The 19,410-nt window shown below is 72.0% G+C and carries 20 protein-coding genes and 1 tRNA gene; 12 read left to right on the top strand and 9 right to left on the bottom strand.

Features of this window, described 5'->3' with window-relative positions:
• The first annotated feature begins 9 nt into the window (after nt 1-9).
• Nucleotides 10-1,137: a glutamate 5-kinase gene (proB, locus tag ACSQ11_RS16635; protein ID WP_436007565.1), complete on the top strand. Its 1,128-nt coding sequence runs from the start codon at nt 10-12 to the stop codon at nt 1,135-1,137.
• A gap of 20 nt (nt 1,138-1,157) precedes the next feature.
• Here proB and ACSQ11_RS16630 read toward each other — a convergent pair whose 3' ends face one another.
• Entirely contained in the window at nt 1,158-2,075 is a 918-nt protein-coding gene (locus tag ACSQ11_RS16630) for a DMT family transporter (RefSeq protein ID WP_436007563.1), read from the bottom strand.
• 162 nt (nt 2,076-2,237) lie between these two features.
• Entirely contained in the window at nt 2,238-3,101 is an 864-nt protein-coding gene (gene pdxY, locus ACSQ11_RS16625; RefSeq protein ID WP_436007561.1) for a pyridoxal kinase PdxY, read from the bottom strand.
• A gap of 70 nt (nt 3,102-3,171) precedes the next feature.
• On the opposite strand from pdxY, the gene ACSQ11_RS16620 reads away from it, so the two are divergent.
• Complete coding sequence (locus ACSQ11_RS16620) at nt 3,172-4,464, top strand: glutamate-5-semialdehyde dehydrogenase (protein ID WP_436007559.1); 1,293 nt, start codon at nt 3,172-3,174, stop codon at nt 4,462-4,464.
• Between the two features lie 15 nt (nt 4,465-4,479).
• On the opposite strand, the gene ACSQ11_RS16615 is transcribed toward ACSQ11_RS16620, so the two are convergent.
• Entirely contained in the window at nt 4,480-5,001 is a 522-nt protein-coding gene (locus tag ACSQ11_RS16615) for a hypothetical protein (protein WP_436007557.1), read from the bottom strand.
• The gene (locus tag ACSQ11_RS16610) at nt 4,998-5,960 is read right to left on the bottom strand and encodes a glycosyltransferase family 2 protein (protein WP_436007555.1); all 963 of its coding nucleotides are present in this window, start codon (nt 5,958-5,960) and stop codon (nt 4,998-5,000) included. Before ACSQ11_RS16610 ends, ACSQ11_RS16615 begins: the two co-directional genes overlap by 4 nt.
• A gap of 509 nt (nt 5,961-6,469) precedes the next feature.
• Here ACSQ11_RS16610 and ACSQ11_RS16605 point away from each other — a divergent pair.
• The 6 genes from ACSQ11_RS16605 to ACSQ11_RS16580 all read left to right on the top strand — a co-directional run bounded on the left by ACSQ11_RS16605 (nt 6,470) and on the right by ACSQ11_RS16580 (nt 9,332).
• Nucleotides 6,470-6,706: a hypothetical protein gene (locus ACSQ11_RS16605; protein WP_436007553.1), complete on the top strand. Its 237-nt coding sequence runs from the start codon at nt 6,470-6,472 to the stop codon at nt 6,704-6,706.
• A complete protein-coding gene (nadD, locus tag ACSQ11_RS16600; protein ID WP_436007988.1) occupies nt 6,703-7,356 on the top strand; it encodes a nicotinate-nucleotide adenylyltransferase in 654 nt (217 codons plus the stop codon). Before ACSQ11_RS16605 ends, nadD begins: the two co-directional genes overlap by 4 nt.
• Nucleotides 7,343-7,723: a ribosome silencing factor gene (gene rsfS, locus ACSQ11_RS16595; protein ID WP_436007551.1), complete on the top strand. Its 381-nt coding sequence runs from the start codon at nt 7,343-7,345 to the stop codon at nt 7,721-7,723. The genes nadD and rsfS overlap by 14 nt, the downstream gene beginning before the upstream one ends.
• On the top strand, nt 7,720-8,400 hold the full coding sequence (locus ACSQ11_RS16590) for a histidine phosphatase family protein (protein WP_436007549.1): 681 nt from the start codon (nt 7,720-7,722) through the stop codon (nt 8,398-8,400). The genes rsfS and ACSQ11_RS16590 overlap by 4 nt, the downstream gene beginning before the upstream one ends.
• A 77-nt stretch (nt 8,401-8,477) precedes the next feature.
• Nucleotides 8,478-8,550, top strand: a tRNA-Ala gene (locus ACSQ11_RS16585).
• Nucleotides 8,551-8,633: 83 nt separating this feature from the next.
• The gene (locus tag ACSQ11_RS16580; RefSeq protein ID WP_436007547.1) at nt 8,634-9,332 is read left to right on the top strand and encodes a hypothetical protein; all 699 of its coding nucleotides are present in this window, start codon (nt 8,634-8,636) and stop codon (nt 9,330-9,332) included.
• A gap of 8 nt (nt 9,333-9,340) precedes the next feature.
• Here the strand turns inward: ACSQ11_RS16580 and ACSQ11_RS16575 are convergent, their stop codons facing one another.
• The 4 genes from ACSQ11_RS16575 to ACSQ11_RS16560 are packed head-to-tail and all read right to left on the bottom strand — an operon-like array spanning nt 9,341 to nt 12,402.
• A complete protein-coding gene (locus ACSQ11_RS16575) occupies nt 9,341-10,156 on the bottom strand; it encodes a dienelactone hydrolase family protein (RefSeq protein WP_436007545.1) in 816 nt (271 codons plus the stop codon).
• 26 nt (nt 10,157-10,182) lie between these two features.
• Nucleotides 10,183-10,782: a DNA-3-methyladenine glycosylase I gene (locus tag ACSQ11_RS16570; RefSeq protein ID WP_436007543.1), complete on the bottom strand. Its 600-nt coding sequence runs from the start codon at nt 10,780-10,782 to the stop codon at nt 10,183-10,185.
• A complete protein-coding gene (locus ACSQ11_RS16565) occupies nt 10,779-11,264 on the bottom strand; it encodes a hypothetical protein (RefSeq protein ID WP_436007541.1) in 486 nt (161 codons plus the stop codon). The genes ACSQ11_RS16570 and ACSQ11_RS16565 overlap by 4 nt, the downstream gene beginning before the upstream one ends.
• Nucleotide 11,265: 1 nt before the next feature.
• Nucleotides 11,266-12,402 carry a metallophosphoesterase gene (locus ACSQ11_RS16560; protein ID WP_436007539.1) on the bottom strand — a complete coding sequence of 379 codons (1,137 nt, stop codon included), beginning with the start codon at nt 12,400-12,402 and terminating at the stop codon, nt 11,266-11,268.
• A gap of 184 nt (nt 12,403-12,586) precedes the next feature.
• Between ACSQ11_RS16560 and ACSQ11_RS16555 the strand changes: the two genes are divergently transcribed.
• Both ACSQ11_RS16555 and ACSQ11_RS16550 read left to right on the top strand, forming a co-directional pair.
• Complete coding sequence (locus ACSQ11_RS16555; RefSeq protein WP_436007537.1) at nt 12,587-14,083, top strand: flavin-containing monooxygenase; 1,497 nt, start codon at nt 12,587-12,589, stop codon at nt 14,081-14,083.
• Nucleotides 14,084-14,093: 10 nt separating this feature from the next.
• On the top strand, nt 14,094-14,888 hold the full coding sequence (locus ACSQ11_RS16550) for a deoxyribonuclease IV (protein ID WP_436007535.1): 795 nt from the start codon (nt 14,094-14,096) through the stop codon (nt 14,886-14,888).
• Between the two features lie 6 nt (nt 14,889-14,894).
• On the opposite strand, the gene ACSQ11_RS16545 is transcribed toward ACSQ11_RS16550, so the two are convergent.
• Entirely contained in the window at nt 14,895-15,407 is a 513-nt protein-coding gene (locus ACSQ11_RS16545; protein WP_436007533.1) for a methyltransferase family protein, read from the bottom strand.
• Between the two features lie 67 nt (nt 15,408-15,474).
• Here ACSQ11_RS16545 and ACSQ11_RS16540 point away from each other — a divergent pair, with 67 nt between their 5' ends.
• Complete coding sequence (locus ACSQ11_RS16540) at nt 15,475-15,963, top strand: DUF4396 domain-containing protein (RefSeq protein ID WP_436007531.1); 489 nt, start codon at nt 15,475-15,477, stop codon at nt 15,961-15,963.
• A gap of 176 nt (nt 15,964-16,139) precedes the next feature.
• Nucleotides 16,140-19,055, top strand: coding sequence for a leucine--tRNA ligase (gene leuS, locus ACSQ11_RS16535; RefSeq protein ID WP_436007529.1), 2,916 nt, complete (start codon nt 16,140-16,142; stop codon nt 19,053-19,055).
• The last annotated feature ends 355 nt before the right edge of the window (nt 19,056-19,410 follow it).

The raw sequence follows: 19,410 nt of genomic DNA, 5'->3' as shown, positions 1-19,410 counted from the left end.
GGCGAGTCGGTGGGCACTGAGGCGGTCCTGCGCGCCGCGATCGGCGACGCCCGCCGGGTCGTGGTCAAGGTCGGCTCGTCCTCGCTCACCGGTCCCGGTGGGGGCGCCATCGACGAGTCACGGCTTGTGGCGCTCGTCGACCACCTCGCCGCGGTGCGGGCGCGTGGGGGAGAGGTCGTCCTCGTCTCGTCCGGTGCGATCGCCGCCGGTCTCGGCCCGCTGGGTCTCGGCACCCGGCCACGTGACCTCGCGACCCAGCAGGCCGCGGCGTCGGTCGGTCAGGGCGCGCTCGTCGCCGCCTATGCCCGCGCGTTCGCCCGCCACCACCTCACCGTCGGCCAGGTGCTCCTCACGGCCGACGACGTCACCCGGCGCACGCACTACACCAACGCACGACGCACCCTGACCCGGCTGCTCGACCTCGGGATCGTCCCGGTCGTCAACGAGAACGACACAGTCGCCACCCACGAGATCCGCTTCGGTGACAACGACCGGCTCGCGGCACTCGTCTCCCACCTCGTCGGGGCCGACGCCCTCGTGCTCCTCACCGACGTCGACGCGCTCTACGACGGGCCACCGTCCCGCGCCGGTTCGACCCGGATCTCAGCCGTCCTGCGGCCCGAGGACCTCGACGGCGTCGAGATCGGTGGCACTGGCTCGTCGGTCGGCAGCGGCGGCATGTCCACCAAGGTGGAGTCGGCCGGCATCGCGGGGGCGGCCGGCATACCGACCGTCCTGTCGCGGCTCGCGGACGCCGGGCGGGCGCTGGGAGGCGAGGACGTCGGCACGGTCTTCGCGCCGCAGGCCCGCTCGCGCGCGTCGAGGCAGCTGTGGATCGCGCACGCCACGACGCCCCGTGGCCGGCTCATCGTCGACGAGGGCGCGGTCACCGCGCTCACCAAGCGCCGCACCTCGCTGCTGCCGGCGGGGATCGTCGAGGTGCGCGGCACGTTCGTCGGTGGTGACCCCGTCGACGTCTGCGCCCCGGACGGCCGGCCCGTGGCGCGCGGCCTCGTCAACTACAGCTCGGGCGAGCTCCCGCCCATGCTCGGGCGCACGACGCACGACCTGGCGCGCGACCTCGGTGCGGCCTACGAACGTGAGGTCATCCACCGCGACGACCTCGTCCTTCTCTGACTGAGACCTGAGGCCCGACGTCAGGCCGGCACCTGCTCCGCTGCGGTCTCGCGTCGCGACCGACGGTCCGACCCGCGCCGCCGGGTGAGCAGGACGCCAAGGACGCACAGCACTCCACCGAGCCAGGCCGTACTCGCCGGGAGCTCCCCGAGGAAGGCCCAGCCGAGGACGGTGGCGATGACGGGCACGAGGAACGTCGTGAGCGCCAGGCGGCCGGCGTCGTGCCGGGCCAGGGCCCAGCCCCACGTCGAGAAGGCGATGGCGGTGGGGAAGATGCCCAGGTAGGCGATGAGTGCGAGGGTCCCCGGCGTCGCGGTGCGAGCGGTGCTCGCGAGGTCACCGGCCCACGGAAGGCAGACGACCGCGCCGATGAGGCACGCGAGGAAGGTGACCTCGAGGGCGGGCAGGCGCGACAGGAGCGGCTTCTGGGTGATGATCCCCGCGCCGTAGGTGACCGCGGCCAGAGCCGCCAGCGCGACCCCGCCGACGTCCACCGCGCCCCCGCCCGAGCCGCCGAGCCCGATGACCGCGACGCCGGAGAAGCCGATGGCCGCACCGATGACGAGCCATCGCGTGAGCGGCTCGCCGAGGAAGACGGCGGCCAGGAGCGCGACGATGATCGGCCCGATCTGGACGAGCATGGCCGCGGTCCCGGCGTCGATCCGCTGCTCGGAGGCGTTGAGCGCGACGTTGTAGACGCCGAACCAGAGGACCCCGCACGCGACGAGCAGGGGCAGATCGCGCCGCGCGGGCCAGCGCCGAGGACGACGCAGCACCATGAGCCCGAGCACGGCCGCGGCGACGAGGAGCCGTCCGAGCGACAGCGCACCGGGGGAGACGCTGTCCCCGAGGTGGCGGATCGCGACGAAGGCCGAGGCCCAGAGCACGAGGGTGACGGCGACGGCACCGAGGGTGAGCCGGGCCTGGGTCGAGTCCATGGCCGGGAGCCTAGGACGCACGCTCCGCACCCGGACAGGCGGCAGGAAGCCGACCTTCATCAAGATCCTGCCATGCGGTCCACGAGGCACAGGGGGCCCACGCGATCTCGCCGAGCCGCGGGAGCCGCGGGAGCCGCGGGAGCCGCGGGCGTCGCCAGCGCGTCAGCGGAGCTGCTGGACCTCGAACTGCATCCGCGGCTCGGCGATCTCCTGCTGCGACTGGACGAGCTGGAGCTCACGGGCACCGGAGTCGAGGGTCCGCTGGAGCAGGTCGAACACGCTCGACACCGTCCGCCCGAGCGCCACCCCGGCGTCACCGGTGTCGAGCAGGTGCGCCGTGAAGAGTGCGGCGGTGACGTCGCCCGAGCCGTTGGCCTTCATCGGCAGCTGGGGCGTCTGGACGATCCAGGCCGAGTCGCCGTCGACGGCGAGCATCTCGATCGTGCCCTCGGGCCGGTCCGGCTGCAGCACCGAGGTGACGAGCACCGTCGACGGACCCATGTCGCGGGCGCGCTCGACCGAGGCGAGGGTGTCCTCGAGGCTCTCGGGCTCGGTCTCGGTGAGGAAGCCCAGCTCGAACTGGTTGGGCGTGATGAGGTCGGCCTGCGGCACGACCCGCTCACGCAGGAGCACGGGGATCGCCGGGTGGACGAAGCATCCCGACTTCGCGTTGCCCATGACCGGGTCGCACGCATAGATCGCGTCGGGGTTCGCCGTCTTGACCCGCGCCACCGCGTCGAGGATGACGTCGCCGATCTCCTCGCCACCCTGGTATCCCGAGAGCACGGCGTCGATCGCGGGCATGGCCTCGCGCTCCTCGATACCGGTGATGACCTCCCGCACGTCGTCGGCGGGCAGCAGCGGCCCGCGCCACGCGCCGTAGCCGGTGTGGTTGCTGAAGTGCACCGTGTTGACCGGCCAGACCTCGACGCCGAGGCGCTGCAGCGGGAAGACGGCGGCGCTGTTGCCGACGTGGCCGTAGGCGACCGAGGACTGGATGGAGAGGATCGTCGTCACGCCGGCCATCCTCCCACTCCCGCGGTGGTCCCTGAGATGCCCGTATGCCGTCCGCCTCCGTCGACCTACGCTGGTTGCCATGTCTCCCGCCCCCGTGACTGCTCTCGACCCGGCCGACATCGAGCGCGTCGCCGACCTCGCGGCCCGGGCGCGCGGGGCCTCGCGCCGGCTCGTGCTGCTCAGTCGGGCCGACAAGGACGACGCGCTGCGGGCGATGGCCGACGCCCTCGACGCGGCGAGTGCCGACGTCGTCGCCGCCAACGCCGAGGACGTCGAGCGTGGGCGCGCCGGTGGCATGGCCGAGGGCCTCGTCGACCGGCTGACCCTCACCCCGGAGCGGGTCGCTGCGGTCGCGACCGCGCTGCGCGACATCGCCGCCCTTCCCGATCCCGTCGGTGAGGTGGTGCGTGGCTCGACGCTCGCCAACGGGCTCCAGATCCGTCAGGTGCGGGTGCCGATGGGGGTCGTCGGCATGATCTACGAGGCCCGTCCCAACGTCACGGTCGACGCCGCCGGGCTGGGCCTGAAGTCCGGCAACGCGGTCATCCTGCGTGGCGGCTCGGCGGCGCAGTCGACCAACCGGGCACTCGTGTCGGTGATGCGGGACGCCCTCGAGGCGCAGGGCCTGCCCGTCGACGCGATCGGTCTGCTCGAGGGTGGCCGCGACGCCGTGCGCGCGCTGCTCACCGCTCGCGGCCAGGTCGACCTCATCATCCCGCGCGGGGGAGCCGGGCTCATCCAGACCGTCGTCACCGAGTCGACCGTGCCGGTCATCGAGACCGGGGTGGGCAACTGCCACGTCTACGTCGACGCGGCCGCCGACCTCGACAAGGCGCTCGCGATCGCGGTCAACGCCAAGACCCACCGTCCGAGCGTGTGCAACGCCGCCGAGAACCTCCTCGTCCACGCATCGCTCGCCGATGAGTTCCTGCCCAAGGTCCTCGCCGAGCTCTCCGGGGCCGGCGTCACGCTCCACACCGACCCGGCGGCCGGCAGCGCGGCCGAGGCGGCCGGCATACCCCATGTCGCGGCGACGGACGAGGACTGGGACACCGAGTACCTCGCGCTCGAGATGGCGGTCGCCGTCGTCCCCGACCTCGACGCCGCGCTCACGCACATCCGTCGGCACACGAGCGGGCACACCGAGGCCATCGTCACCGAGGACCGGGCGGCGGCACGGCGCTTCACGACCGAGGTCGACGCGGCCGCGGTCATGGTCAACGCCTCGACGCGGTTCACCGACGGCGGCGAGTTCGGGTTCGGCGCCGAGATCGGCATCTCCACGCAGAAGCTCCACGCCCGAGGCCCCATGGCGCTGCCGGAGCTGACGACGACGAAGTGGATCGTCGAGGGTGACGGCCAGGTCCGCTGACGAACGGGCTCGTGCCTAGCGGGTGACCTTGAGCGTGCGCACGATCTGGTCGCACAGGGTGCGTGACCGCTCGGCGTCACCGCCGACGGGACAGGCGACCATGAACAGGTGACCCGCCTCGACCCGGGCCCGGCCGGCCACGAGTGTCGCGTCCTGCCCGTCGGCCGTGGGGTCGATCCGCGACGCGGGCAGCCCGTCCACGGTGACCCGTACGGCGCCGGGGACGGTGACGTCCGGGTCGGCGAGCAGGTCGACCGGGGTGCCCTCGATCGGGTTCGGCGGCAGGAACGACACCGTCGCCGCGTGCTCGGCGACCATGCCGGGACTCGTGACGCGGACGCAGTCGCCCTCGTCGGCCTCGCACTCGAGGGTGCGCCACCCCTGCGGCAGGGTGAAGGTCAGGGCGCCGCCGGACGTCGCCGCCGAGACCTGGGACGACGCGGCGTCGTCGCCGCGCTCGAGGAGGAGCCAGGCGCCGAACCCGAGGAGCGCGCCGACGAGCAGCCCCAGCACCCCGAGCAGCACCCGCCGGCTCACCGGCGCGAGTCCTGCGACTCCAGGGAGTCGTGGGCGACGAAGTAGGTCGGGCGGGCCTGCATCACGGCGTACATGCGGCCGACGTACTCGCCGAGGATGCCGAGCGCGAGCAGCTGCACCGCCCCGACGGCGGAGACGATGACGACGGTCGAGGTCCAACCGGGCAGGGCGTGCCCGATGAGGCGGGCGATGACGGCATACACGAGGACGCCGAGCGCGGCGAGACCGCCGAGCAGCCCCAGCCACGTCGCGAACCGCAGCGGCGCGTGCGAGAAGCCCGTCACCGAGTCGAGCGAGAGCCGGATCATCTTCGCGAGGGGGTACTTGGACGTGCCCGCGGCGCGCACCTCTCGGGTGTAGCCCACGGAGGCCGACGGGAAGCCGAGGCCGGGGACGACGAACCGCAGCACCCGGTTGTGCTCCGGCAGCGAGTTGACGGCGTCGACGGTGGCGCGCGACATGAGGCGGTAGTCGCCGGCGTCGACGGGGGCGTCGATGGCCCCGAGCCGGCGGATGGTCCGGTAGAACAGGCGGGCGCTCAGGCGCTTGAACGCCGTGTCGGTGGAGCGGTCCTCGCGGACGCCGTAGACGACGTCCACGTGGTCCTCGCGGGCGATCCGCAGCATCTCGGCGATGACCTCCGGCGGGTCCTGGAGGTCGGCGTCGAGCGTGACGACGTAGTCGCCCCGGGCGCGGTGCAGCCCCGCCGAGATCGCCGCCTGGTGGCCCGCGTTGGCCCGCAGCCGCACGATCCGTACCTGCGGCCACTCGCGGCGCAGCCGCTCGAGGACGACGGGCGTCGCGTCGGTGCTGCCGTCGTCGACGGCCACGACCTCGTATGCCGTGCCGAGCCCGTCCGCGAGCGGGCGCAGCCGGTCCACGAGCAGCGGGAGGACGGCCTCCTCGTTGAACATCGGGATGACGATGCTCAGGGTGATGGAGGGGGAGTGCGTGGGCATGGGGATCAGCGTAGGCGGCGCGCGCGGCCACGAGGTCCGGACACCACCGAAGGCCCCCGACGTATGAGGTCGGGGGCCTTCAGCGTGGGGCTAGCCCGTCAGTTGAGCCGGTCGTTCCCGGCGGGAGGGAACCCGCCGAGGGGGCCACGCGACAGTGGCGTCGTCCCGGCTGGACCGGGGCGAACTTCGACTCTGGCCGTCGGCCGCGGTGTGCCCCGCGATGTCGCTCGCGACTGGGGGAGTGATCCCCCATCCGCCCCGTGGTCCGGGTTCGGTGGCACAGCCGTTCTCCTTCGACCCGACTTCCGCCCTGGTCGTGGGACCCGAGCAGTTGTTCGTGTGGACCTGTCTAGCGCCCAATGCGGTTGCGGCGCAAGACGATCCGCGCCCCTTCTCGGTGAACGGGTGGTCCCGCGCGTGTCGTCCACAGATTCCGGTCGCGAGTCACGCTCCCATGCACAGGCCTGTGGACGGCGTCGGTGGACAACCGTGGCGGTAGGCTTCACGTCATGACGTCGCATGCCGCCCGTGTCCTCGCCGAGGAAGCCGCCCACCACGAGCTCCCGGGTCCGCCTTGGGCCTTCGGTGTCACTGCCCTCGTGATCTTCGCCCTGCTGCTCCTCGTGACGTGGTCCTTCCGCGGCACGGCCCAGAAGCACACGCCGCCCACCGAGCACAACGACCACCACTCGACCGAGCTCGCGCACGCGCACGGCGGCACGATGCACGACCAGGGTCACCACTGAGCACTGGGCGACGTCGCCTGGGCGTGATGGGTGGGACCTTCGATCCAATCCACCACGGCCACCTCGTCGCTGCCTCGGAGGTCCAGTCGCTCTTCGACCTCGACGAGGTCATCTTCGTGCCGACGGGCGAGCCCTGGCAGAAGGCCGACAAGGTCGTCAGCGAGGCCGAGCACCGCTACCTCATGACGGTCGTCGCGACGGCGTCGAACCCCCACTTCCTCGTGAGCCGCGTCGACGTCGACCGTGAGGGCCCGACCTACACGATCGACACCCTGCGCGACCTGCGCGCGCAGCACCCCGACGACGAGCTCTTCTTCATCACCGGTGCCGACGCGCTCGCCCAGATCCTGTCGTGGAAGGACGTCGACGAGCTCTGGGAGCTCGCCCACTTCATCGGCGTCACGCGTCCCGGCTACGAGCTGTCGGAGTCGGGCCTGCCCGAGGACCGCGTCACCCTCCAGGAGGTCCCGGCCATGGCGATCAGCTCGACCGACTGCCGCGACCGCGTCTCCGACGGCGAGCCGGTCTGGTACCTCGTGCCGGACGGCGTCGTCCAGTACATCAACAAACACCACCTGTATGCCGGTGGGCCGGGCTCCGCGTCCGGCTCACCTTCCCCAGCGGACGAGGAGTCCCGTGCCAGCCACTGACCGTTCCCTCGAGCTCGCTCGCGCCGCCGCCCACGCGGCCGCCGACAAGCTCGCCACCACCATCGTCGGCATCGACGTGAGCGAGCAGCTCGCGATCACCGACGTCTTCGTCATCGCCTCGGCCGAGACGGAGCGGCAGGTCGGCGCCATCGTCGACGAGGTCGAGGACTCGCTGCGCGCGCTCGGTTCCAAGCCGGTCCGCCGCGAGGGCCAGCGCGACGGTCGCTGGGTCCTCATCGACTTCGGCGACATCGTCGTCCACGTCCAGCACGACGAGGAGCGAGAGTTCTACGAGCTCGAGCGCCTCTGGAAGGACTGCCCCGAGGTCGACCTCGGGGCCGTCGGCACCGAGCAGGGCGGCCGGTGACCCCCGGTCCCAACGAACGCGTGATGCGCGGCGACGCGCCCCGGCGCCTCATCGTCCTGCGCCACGGCGAGACGACCCACAACGCCGCGGGCGTGTGGCAGGGGCAGCTCGACTCGCCGCTGTCCGAGCGCGGGGTCAGGCAGGCCGAGGCCGCGGCCAGGGCGGTCGCCGCCTTCGCGCCCGTGCGCGTCGTCGCGTCGGACCTGTCCCGAGCGACGGTGACGGGGGAGACCGTGGCGCGCGTCGACGGCATACCCTTCTCGACCGACGAGCGCTTCCGCGAGATCCACGCGGGTGCATGGCAGGGGCTCACCGGCGACGAGGTGCGCGCGGGCTATCCCGAGGACATGGACCGGATGCTGCGCGGCGACGACTTCCGCCGCGGCGGCACGGGGGAGTCGGTGGCCGACGTGGCCGAGCGCTGCCGCGCCGGCGTCGAGGCGCTGCTCGAGGAGCTCGCGCCGGGCGCGTGCGCGGTCATCGCGACCCACGGAGTGGCCGGACGGGCCCTCGCCGCCGACCTCGTCGGCATCGACCAGCGCACGTCGTGGCTGGCGCTGGGCGGCCTCGGCAACTGCCACTGGGCCGAGCTCGTCGAGGGTCGCGCCGGGTGGCGGATCCAGACGTGGAACCAGTCCGCGACAACGGCTGCAGCCCGTGGCGACGGGCCTGCCTGACCCCGATTTGGTGGCACGGCGGCGACCGGTTTAGACTTCCGCAGTCCCCGCAAGGGGGCGTCCCACCGGGGCAACTCGGGGCATTGGCGCAGTTGGTAGCGCGCTTCCATGGCATGGAAGAGGTCAGGAGTTCGAATCTCCTATGCTCCACCGAACGAAGGGCCGGACACAGGGTGTCCGGCCCTTCGCCGTTCCCGGTGTCCGGCGCCCCGTTCGGGAGGACACTCGAGGTCATGGCCACCGACGACGAGGTGCCGGGTGACGAGGTGTCGAGCGATGCCGGGGCGAGCGAGGCGGTGCGGCCCCGGCCGGAGCTGGCGACGATGCTCGCCACCGAGCACTGGAGCCTGCTCGGCACCCGCTCGATGACGTGGAGCGAGATCATGAGCCGGATCTCGATCCTGCTCACGGTGGTGTCGGCGCTGCTCGTCGTCCTCGCCCTGTTCGCGCAGGGTGGCGGCTTCGACAGGTCGCTCCTGCCGCTCGCCGTCGGCTTCGCGGCGGCGTCGCTCGTCCTGGGCTCGCTCACGGCGTTGCGCGTCGGTCTGGCCAGCCAGGAGGACGCCCAGCTCGTCCGGGGCATGAACCGGCTGCGAGCCGCCTACGTCGAGCTGGCGCCGGAGATCGAGCCCTACCTCACCGCCTCGACCCGCGACGATCAGGCCGGGCTCATGGCGACCTACACGCTCGGCAGCCGCCGCCCGCTGCTCGTGCACATCGTGGGCTCCACGACGTTCTTCGTCCTCGTCGTCAACGCGCTCGTCGCGGGCGCGCTCGGTGCGCTCGTCGGCGCCCTCGTCTCGAGTGCGGGATGGGTGCCGGCGCTCGGTGGCGTCGTGGGTGGCGTGGCCTGGCTCGGGATCCAGCTCGAGGTCTCGCGTCGGCTCTTCGGGATCCCGATGCGCGACGTCCGCTTCCCGAGCAAGGGCTGAGCGCGCCGTCAACTCCCGGACAGAAGCCGAGTCCTGAAGAGCTCGAGCACCTGCTCGAGGGCGTCGTGGGTGCGTTCGCCCGGCTCGTCGACGAGGTGCTCGGTGAGGGTCGAGTGGGGCGGGCCGACGCCCGCGGGGTTGGCCGAGGCGTCCGGGAGCTCCACGGCGACGAAGCCTAACCCGAGGACGCGCTCGAGGAAGGCGAAGCGCTCGGGCGGTGAGAGCCGGTCGCCCTCGAAGCGCAGGCCGAGCACCCTGAGACCGGCGGCGCACCGTGCGGCGACGACGTCCAGCTCCTCGGGCGACGTGTCGATCGACCGCTTGTGCCATGGCGTGAGGCCGAGCGGGAGCGCCGGCTGGGCGAGGACCGGGGCGAGCACGCGCTCATCGGTCGCCATGGCCAGGGCGAACCCGCCGGTGATGCACATGCCGACGGCGCCGACCCCGGGGCCGCCGCACCGCTGGTGCTCGGCGGCGGCGAGGTCGCGCAGCCATGGCACCACCGCCGACGTCCGCCCGGTCGCGAGGAGCGTGAACTCGCGGCTGACACAGATCTCGGCGCCGAGCCGGACCATCCTGAGCGTCGACGCCAGCCGGCCCGGGACCGTGCGCTCGGCACCCACCCGGCCGAAGAGGACGGGCAGGACGACCGTGAGACCGAGGTCGCGCACCCGCCGAGCGAACCGCAGCACCTCGGGCGTCACGCCGGGGATCTCGGCGATGACGATGACGGCGGGCCCGCTGCCGGAGCGGAGGATCTCGTGCGTCCTGCCCTGCCGGGTGAAGTTCTCACGGGCGAAGTCGGCGTGCGGGTCGTCGCTCACTCCTCGGAGCCTGCCACGCGCAGTACTCAGCCGGGCCAGATTCCGGAGGTGCCGCGACGGTGCGAGTCGAGCAGGTGGGTGTCGACGATGCCGATGGCCTCCATGAGCGCGAACATCGTCGTCGGACCCACGAAGGTGAAGCCCTTGCGCTTGAGGCCCTTGGACAGTGCGAGCGACTCGGCGGACGTCGTGGGCACGTCGGCGTGGGTGCGCGGCCTCGGGGTCTGTGCGGGCCGGAACGACCACACGTATGCCGAGAGGTCGCCCTCCGGGTCCTCGCGCAGCTCCAGCGTGGCACGGGCGTTCTGGATCGTCGCGAGCACCTTGGCGCGGTTGCGGACGATCCCGGCGTCGGCCATGAGGCGTTCGACGTCCGCGTCACCGAACTCGGCGACGGCCTCCGGCGAGAATCCCGCGAACGCCGCGCGGAACGCGGGACGCTTGCGCAGGATCGTCGCCCACGACAGCCCCGACTGGAAGGCCTCGAGCGACAGGCGCTCGAACACCCCCCGCTCGTCGGTCACCGGCATGCCCCACTCGGTGTCGTAGTAGTCGCGGAGCATCGGGTCGACCGATGCCCAGGCCGGACGCGGCAGCCCGTCGTCCCCGACCACGACCGCGCTCACGCGATGTCCTGGCGCGCGTCGACGACCGCCTCGACGAACTCGTGCGGGTCGGCGACCGACAGCCCGAGGCGCCCGCCGCGGTGGACGAGCGTGGCCATGGGCCCGCCGACGCGGTAGGCCCACTTGCCGCGGCCCTCCCAGCGCAGGCCCCAGCCGTAGCCGACACCGCCCACGTGGTCACCCGCGCCGACGTCGGTGACATCGCCGATCCGGATCGTGCGCGAGGCCAACGGGTAGCCCACGCGCACCTCCTCGCGCGTCACGGTCACGGTCACCGGGCCACGGGCGATGAGCCACCCCAGCCCGACGAGCGCCACGAGGGCGACTCCACCGAGCGCGACGGACCAGCCGCCCATCGCCGCCACGAGCAGCCCCACGAGCACGCCGACCGCTGCGACGACCGCGCCGACGACGACGAGCGGCGTGCTCGGCCGGACGACGGAGCGGTAGAGCGGCCCACCGAGGGCCGTGGGGTCGGTCATGTCAGCCTCTCCTCAGCGTGACGATCGGGATCTCGGGTGCGGCTGCGATGCGCACGGGCGGCCCCCACGTCCCCGCTCCCCGGCTCGTGATGACCGGGACGCCGTCGACGACGGCGAACCCCTCCACCATGGGCTGCTGGAGCGGCACGAGCAGGTTGAACGGCCAGACCTGTCCACCGTGCGTGTGACCGGACAGCTGCAGGTCGACCCCGCGGTCGCTCGACACCTCGGCCATGACCGGCTGGTGGGCGACATACAGGGTGAACGCGTCGGTGGTGCCGCCGAGTGCCCGGTTGGGGTCGGGGGCGAACTCGCCGGTTCCCTCGCGGTCGTGCACGCCGGCGACCCGGATCGTCTCCGCGCCCCTGGTGAGGACCTCGGAGGAGTTGGACAGGACGGTGATCCCGAGGCGCTTCCACTCGGCCACCCACTGCGCCGTCGACCCGGTGTACATCTCGTGGTTTCCGGTCACCGCGAAGACGCCGAGCGGCGCCTCGAGGTCGGCCAGCGGGGCGATCTCGGCGCGGTGCCGCTCGAACGGTGCGTCGACGACGTCGCCGGAGAGCACGACGAGGTCGGGCTTCGCGGCGTTGACGCGGTCGACGACCGTGCGCGCGAAGTCGGAGCCGTGGACGACGCCGGCGTGCAGGTCGGTCACGAGTGCGACCGTCGTCCTGTCGAAGGCCTGCGGGAGCTGCGCTGACGAGTACGTCGTCCGCGTCACGGTGGGGTCGCTCGCCTCGACCGCCCCGTATGCCGTTGCCCCCAGTGCCGCGACCGCGGCCACTGGAGCCGTCACCCGGTTGAACCGGCGCAGCACCGGAGCTCGCCGCTCGCGGGCGGTGACGAGCCAGAGCGCCAGCGCACCGAGCTGCGTCGCGGCGAGCGCGAGGGAGAGGTACAGGGCGACGACGAGCCACGACAGCGCCACCGCCGCCACCGGGCGCGTGTCGTCGGCGGTGCCCCATCGCAGTCCACCCGCGGCGGTGACCACGGCGAGAGCCGTGAGGGCGACGAGGAGGAGCGTCACGGCATACCTCCACCGCGTCTGCCAGCCCGGCGCGACGACGAGGCGCCGGTGCAGCCAGAAGGTGAGCAGCCCGACGACGGTCAGGGCGATGAGCAGGAAGGCGAGCACGCAGGGGTCCCAGAGGTCGGAGAAGGGGGCCTCATGCTCGCACGCACGGATGAGGGCGGCTCACAGGCGTCCGGGGTGCGGGTCGGTGCGGTGCTGGCGTGCGGGGCCACCGCCTCGGTGACGGGTCAGGGAGCCCGCGTGGTTGCATGTGGGCTGACCACCGAACCGAGCCGGGAGGAGGACCATGCACAGCCTCGACGTCGACGTCCTCGTCGTCGGTGCCGGGCTCTCCGGGGTGGGGGCCGCGTGCCGCCTGGCCGAGCTCACCCCGAACCGGTCGTTCGCGGTCCTCGAGGCTCGCGAGGCGACCGGAGGCACCTGGGACCTCTTCCGCTACCCCGGCATCCGGTCCGACTCCGACGTCTCGACGTTCGCCTACCCGTTCCGTCCGTGGACGGGTCGTGACGTCCTGGCCTCGGGGGACACCATCCGTGACTACATCCGCGCCACGGCTCGCGAGCTCGGCGTCGAGGACCGCATCCACCTCGGGCAGCGGGTCGTCTCCGCCACGTGGTCGTCGGCCACCGCGCGGTGGACGGTGCGGTGCGACACCGTCGACGGCGCGGTCGAACACACGGCGGCGTTCCTCCACCTCTGCACGGGCTACTTCTCCTACGACACCGGTCACGTCGTCGACTTCCCCGGACGGGCCGACTTCGACGGGCCGATCATCCACCCACAGTTCTGGCCCGAGGCGTTCGACCCCCAGGGCAAGCGGATCGTCGTCATCGGGTCGGGTGCGACCGCGGTCACGCTCGTCCCGGCGCTCGCGGAGCGGGGCGCCGAGCACGTGACGATGCTCCAGCGCAGCCCGACCTACGTGCTGCCACTGTCGGCCCGGGACAGGATCGGCGACGGGCTGCGGCGGGTGCTGCCGGACAGAGCGGCCATGCGGACCATCCGGGCCAAGAACGTCGTCCAGAACGTCGGCCTCTACGAGCTCTCCCAGCGGTTCCCTCGTGTCGTTCGAGGAGGGTTGGCCCGGCTCAACGCGCGCCTCGTCGGCGCGGACATGGTGCGTGAGCACTTCACGCCGGCGTACGAGCCGTGGGACCAGCGCCTCTGCGTCGCTCCCGACGGCGACTTCTTCGCGGCGCTGCGCTCGGGTGCCGCCTCGATCGTCACCGACACCATCGACCGGTTCACCCGCACCGGTATCACCCTGACCGGTGGTGACGAGCTCGGCGCCGACGCGGTCGTCACGGCGACGGGCCTGCGGGTCGAGGTCGCCGGTGGCATCCGGTTGGCGGTCGACGGTGCCGCCGTCGTGCCGAGCGAACGCTTCCTCTACAAGGGCGCAATGCTCGACGGCGTGCCCAACCTCGCCGTGTGCCTGGGCTACACCAACAACTCGTGGACCCTGCGCGCGGACCTCACCTCGCGCTTCGTCTGCGCCGTGCTCCGCCACCTGGACGACACCGGCACGGTGACGGCCACACCGCGTGCCGACCCCGGGCTCGAGGAGGGCGCGCCACCCTTCGAGCTGTCGTCGGGCTACGTCGAGCGGGCCCGCCACCTCCTCCCCAAACAGGGTGTCGCCACCCCGTGGAGGGTGCGCCAGAACTACTTCGCCGACCGCCGGCTCATGTCGGCCGGCCGGGTCGACGACGGCACCCTCGAGTTCGCGCCCGCGACGGTGCGCCCGCCGGTGCTCTCCCACGCTGACGGCGATGCTTCCTAGACTGGACGGCATGTCGCTGACCATCGGAGCCCACGTCGACCAGACCGACCCCCTCGCCGAGGCCGCGGCCCGCGGGACGACGCTGGTCCAGTTCTTCCTCGGCGACCCGCAGGGCTACAAGGGTCCCGAGATCCGGTATGCCGGTGGAGCCGACGGTCTGCGTGCCGACGCCGAGGCCGCCGGGGTGGACCTCTACGTCCACGCCCCCTACGTCATCAACGTCGCGACGACCAACAACCGCATCCGCATCCCGTCGCGCAAGCTGCTCCAGCAGCACGTCGACGCCGCCGCCTCGATCGGGGCCAAGGGCCTCATCGTCCACGGTGGACACGTGGGCAAGGGCGACGATCCCGAGGTCGGGTTCGACAACTGGCGCAAGGCCGTCGAGGCCACCGACCTCACGCTCCCGCTCCTCCTCGAGAACACCGCCGGCGGCGACAACGCCATGGCCCGCTACCTCGACCGCATCGCCAAGGTCTGGGATGCCATCGGGTCCGCCTCGCAGGCCGACCGGGTCGGCTTCTGCCTCGACACCTGCCACGCCCACGCGGGCGGCAACAAGCTCGACACGGTCGTCGACGACGTCCTTGCCATCACCGGCCGGATCGACCTCGTCCACTGCAACGACAGCCGCGACGCCTTCGACTCCGGCGCCGACCGACACGCCAACTTCGGCGCGGGCGAGATCGACGCCGACCTCCTCGCCGGCGTCGTCCGTGCGGCGGATGCGCCGGTCGTGTGCGAGACCCCCGGTGGCGCCGACGAGCACAGGGCCGACTTCGCCTGGCTGCGCGACCGCCTCTGAGCCTCGTCAGAGCCAACGGCGCACGCGGGCGGCATACGCCAGGTAGTCCTCGCCGAACTCGCGCGTGAGGAACCGCTCCTCCGGGACGATCGCCCCCCAGTGCAGGAGGGCGGCCGATGCGGGGAGGAGCAGCAGGCTCCACGTCGACGGGACGAGCAGCGCCACGCCGAGGTGCAACGCCACCAGTCCGACGTAGAGGGGGTTGCGCGACACGGCGAAGGGTCCGCTCTGCAGGATCCTCGAGGTCTCCTGCCTGGGGAGCAGGCCCGTCCCGTGCCGCGCGAAGAGCAGGAGTGCCCACCCGTTCCACGCCACGAACGCCGTGACGAGGACCCAGCCCACTGGCACGCGCCAGGCGCCGAGCGAGAACGGGTCTCCGGCCCAGCCCGTCAGCGCGAGCCCGGCGAGCAGTGGGACGCCGACGGCCACCGGTGGCCACAACCGGAAGCCGACGACCCTGCCGGAGCCGCGACCGGCGTCGCGACCGGATTCGCGACCGGCGTCGTGCGGGCTCGACATGACCCGAGGGTAGTGGGCGCCACGCCCGAGCGGGAACATACCCCTTGGGGGTATAGTTGGGAGGGTCATGACGAACTCGACCCCACACCCCCACGGCCACGCGCACCCGGGCGCAGCGACCGGCAGCTGGTCGCAGGCCGTCAGCGCCACGCTCCACTGCCTCACCGGCTGCGCCATCGGTGAGGTCCTCGGGCTGGCGGTCGGCACGGCGTTGGGCCTGTCCAACCTCGCGACGATCGTCCTGGCTGTCGTCCTCGCGTTCGTCTTCGGCTACGCCCTGACGATCACACCGGTCCTGCGGGCGGGGGTGCCGTTCGCCACCGCGCTGGGCGTCGCCTTCGCGGCCGACACGGTGTCGATCACGGTGATGGAGGTCATCGACAACGCCATCGTGCTCGTCGTGCCGGGCGCGATGGAGGCGGGCCTCGCGTCGTGGCTCTTCTGGGGCTCGCTGGCGTTCGCGCTCGCTGTGGCGTTCGTCGTGACGGTCCCGGTCAACCGGTGGCTCATCAGCCGCGGCAGGGGCCACGCCGTGGTGCACGAGTACCACCACTGAACGACCCGTCGACGAGCACCGGCGCTGCGATACCCTGCACGCATGGCCGGGACGCAGCTCCTTCCCGAGCCGCGCTGACGCTCCGACCCGGACGTCACCGCGGCCAACCCCTCCTGCGCGAGGGGTTTTTTCGTGGGCAGCCCGACCTGTGTGGACTTCGATGAGGCAAGGATGAGATGAGCGAGACGGCGCACCGCTACACGGCCGAGCTGGCCGACCAGATCGAGCTGGCCTGGCAGGACCGTTGGGAGGCAGACGGCACCTTCGAGGCGCCCAACCCCTCCGGACCCTTCGCCGACCCCGACAAGGTCGCCTCGTACTCCGGCGGGCACATGCTCGTGCTCGACATGTTCCCGTACCCCAGCGGGGCAGGCCTGCACGTCGGCCACCCGCTCGGCTACATCGCCACCGACGTCTTCTCGCGCTACCACCGGATGCTGGGCAAGAACGTCCTGCACTGCCTCGGCTACGACGCCTTCGGCCTGCCGGCGGAGCAGTATGCCGTCCAGACCGGTCAGCACCCCCGCGTCACGACCGAGGCCAACATCGTCATCATGGCCCGGCAGCTGCGCCGCCTCGGCCTGGGCCTGGACAACCGGCGTGCGATCCGCACGATGGACCCCGACTACTACCGCTGGACGCAGTGGATCTTCACCAAGATCTTCGACAGCTGGTACGACCGGGAGGCCGTGCGCCCCGACGGCGGTCTGGGACGCGCCCGTCCTGTCAGTGAGCTCGTCGAGGAGTACGCCTCCGGCACACGTCCGCTGCCCGCCGACGACGGCCGCGGGTGGGACGACCTGAGCCCGGTCGAGCAGGCCGACATCGTGGACAGCCACCGCCTCGCCTACGCCTCCGAGGCGCCGGTCAACTGGGCCCCCGGCCTCGGTTCCGTCGTGGCGAACGAGGAGGTCACCAACGAGGGCCGCTCCGAGCGTGGCAACTTCCCTGTCTTCAAGCGCAACCTGCGCCAGTGGATGATGCGGATCACTGACTACTCCGACCGTCTCGCCGACGACCTCGACCGCGTTCAGTGGCCCGACAAGGTCAAGGCCATGCAGCGCAACTGGATCGGTCGCAGCCACGGTGCCCGCGTCGCCTTCCCAGTGGTCGGCCAGCCCGAGGGGTCCGAGCCGATCGAGGTCTTCACGACGCGCCCCGACACGCTCTTCGGTGCGACCTTCATGGTGCTCGCGCCCGAGCACCCGCTCGTCGACTCGCTCGTCCCGACGGGGGAGTGGCCCGAGGGCACGAACCCGGCCTGGACCGGTGGGGAGGTGACTCCGGAAGCCGCGGTGACGGCATACCGGCGTGCCGCCTCGCGCAAGAGCGACGTCGAGCGGCAGATCGAGGGCAAGGACAAGACCGGCGTCTTCACCGGCGCGTATGCCGTGAACCCCGCCACGGGCACGGAGGTGCCCGTCTTCATCGCCGACTACGTCCTCATGGGCTACGGCACCGGCGCGATCATGGCCGTGCCGGGCCAGGACGAGCGCGACTGGCACTTCGCCGCCAACTTCGACCTGCCCCGGGTGCGCACCGTCCAGCCGACCGAGGGCCACCCCGAGGACGAGGCGTTCACCGGCGAGGGCCCGGCGATCAACTCCGCCAACGACTCGATCGACCTCAACGGCAAGCCGGTCGCCGAGGCCAAGTCGGCGATGATCGACTGGCTGGTCGAGCACGGCCACGGCGAGGCGACGGTGAGCTACAAGCTGCGGGACTGGCTGTTCAGCCGCCAGCGCTACTGGGGCGAGCCGTTCCCGATCGTCTTCGACACGGACGGTGTCGCCCACGCGGTGCCCGAGTCGATGCTGCCGGTCGAGCTGCCCGAGGTGCCCGACTACAGCCCGCGCACGTTCGACCCCGACGACGCGGCGAGCGAGCCCGAGCCGCCGCTGGGTCGCGTCCGCGAGTGGGTGGAGGTCGAGCTCGACCTGGGTGACGGCCGCGGGGTGCAGCCCTACCGCCGCGAGACCAACACGATGCCCAACTGGGCCGGGTCCTGCTGGTACTACCTGCGCTACCTCGACCCCGAGAACCGCGACGAGCTCGTGTCGGCGGCCACCGAGGAGTACTGGATCGGCCCCCGCGAGACGCCGGTCGCCGGCGCTCCGGCCGGTGCGACCGACCCCGGGGGCGTCGACCTCTACATCGGTGGGGTCGAGCACGCGGTCCTGCACCTGCTCTACGCGCGCTTTTGGCACAAGGTGCTCTTCGACCTTGGCCACGTCTCGAGCGAGGAGCCGTTCCGGACCTACTTCTCGCAGGGCTACATCCAGGCGCCGGCCTACCGGGACGACCGCGGACAGCCGGTCGAGGCGAGCGAAGTGGAGGAGGTCGTCGGCGAGTCCGGCGAGGTGGGCTTCACCTGGCAGGGCCACACGGTGACCCGTGAGTTCGGCAAGATCGGCAAGTCGCTCAAGAACATGGTCTCCCCGGACGAGATGTATGCCGCGTACGGCGCCGACACGCTCCGGCTCTACGAGATGGGCATGGGCCCGCTCGACCAGAGCAAGCCCTGGGACACCCGCGCCATCGTGGGGTCCCAGCGTTTCCTGCAGCGGCTGTGGCGCAACGTCGTCGACGAGGAGACCGGGGAGGTGCGGGCGGTCGACGAACCGCTCGACGACGCGACGTCCCGGGTGCTCCACCGCACGATCGACGCGGTGCGTCGGGACTACGACGAGCTGGGGTTCAACACGGCCATCGCGCGGCTCATCGAGCTCAACAACGCGCTGACCAAGCTCCCTGCGGTGCCACGCGCCGCGGCCGAGCAGCTCGTCCTCATGGTCGCGCCGCTGGCGCCGCACATCGCCGAGGAGCTGTGGTCGCGGCTGGGGCACACCGAGTCGCTCACCCACGAGGACTTTCCGGTGGCGGACCCGGCGCTGCTGGTCGACGACTCGGTGACGTGTGTCATCCAGATCAAGGGCAAGGTGCGCGACCGGATCGAGGTGGCCTCCGACATCACCGAGGACGAGCTGCGCGAGAAGGCGCTGGCCCTGCCCAAGGTGCTCGAGGCGACCGGCGGGGGAGTGCGCACCGTCATCGTCCGCGCCCCCAAGCTCGTCAACGTCGTTCCTCTCTGACCACACCTTTCGTGGATGAAGGCCCCGTCCCGCCGGCTCGTCGCCGGTCGGGGCGGGGCATCGTCGTTTCGTGCAGGCCCCTGACCTGCATGAATGCGCCGATTTGGATCTTTGGCACAACGTCCTCTACTGTTCTCGATGTCAGCCCGAGAGGGAGGAACGGACACCACGGTGCAGAGCTTGAGGCTCAGCGCGAAGTAGGCCGGTCCCAGGGTTTGACCGAGCAGGACCCAGGCGGTGAGAGCCGGTTTGGGAGGCAGTCGAAAGGCTGCTAGAGTACGAACCCCGCGAAGATCCAAGCGCGGTCGGATCTGGCCTGAGGCCGGGTTTGACGCCCAAGTGTGGCCGCGGGTAG

Source organism: Knoellia sp. LjRoot47, assembly GCF_964253435.1.
GTDB lineage: Bacteria > Actinomycetota > Actinomycetes > Actinomycetales > Dermatophilaceae > Knoellia.
The sequence above is the reverse complement of the archived record's forward strand: the minus strand, read 5'-3'. Positions and strand labels throughout refer to the sequence as shown.

Coding starts and splice junctions, on each gene's coding strand:
- ACSQ11_RS16630 (WP_436007563.1), bottom strand. CDS start 2,075: ATGGACTCGACCCAGGCCCGGCTCACCCTCGGTGCCGTCGCCGTCACC.
- pdxY (WP_436007561.1), bottom strand. CDS start 3,101: ATGGCCGGCGTGACGACGATCCTCTCCATCCAGTCCTCGGTCGCCTAC.
- ACSQ11_RS16620 (WP_436007559.1), top strand. CDS start 3,172: ATGTCTCCCGCCCCCGTGACTGCTCTCGACCCGGCCGACATCGAGCGC.
- ACSQ11_RS16610 (WP_436007555.1), bottom strand. CDS start 5,960: ATGCCCACGCACTCCCCCTCCATCACCCTGAGCATCGTCATCCCGATG.
- ACSQ11_RS16605 (WP_436007553.1), top strand. CDS start 6,470: ATGACGTCGCATGCCGCCCGTGTCCTCGCCGAGGAAGCCGCCCACCAC.
- ACSQ11_RS16580 (WP_436007547.1), top strand. CDS start 8,634: ATGGCCACCGACGACGAGGTGCCGGGTGACGAGGTGTCGAGCGATGCC.
- ACSQ11_RS16565 (WP_436007541.1), bottom strand. CDS start 11,264: ATGACCGACCCCACGGCCCTCGGTGGGCCGCTCTACCGCTCCGTCGTC.
- ACSQ11_RS16555 (WP_436007537.1), top strand. CDS start 12,587: ATGCACAGCCTCGACGTCGACGTCCTCGTCGTCGGTGCCGGGCTCTCC.
- ACSQ11_RS16550 (WP_436007535.1), top strand. CDS start 14,094: ATGTCGCTGACCATCGGAGCCCACGTCGACCAGACCGACCCCCTCGCC.
- ACSQ11_RS16545 (WP_436007533.1), bottom strand. CDS start 15,407: ATGTCGAGCCCGCACGACGCCGGTCGCGAATCCGGTCGCGACGCCGGT.
- ACSQ11_RS16540 (WP_436007531.1), top strand. CDS start 15,475: ATGACGAACTCGACCCCACACCCCCACGGCCACGCGCACCCGGGCGCA.
- leuS (WP_436007529.1), top strand. CDS start 16,140: ATGAGCGAGACGGCGCACCGCTACACGGCCGAGCTGGCCGACCAGATC.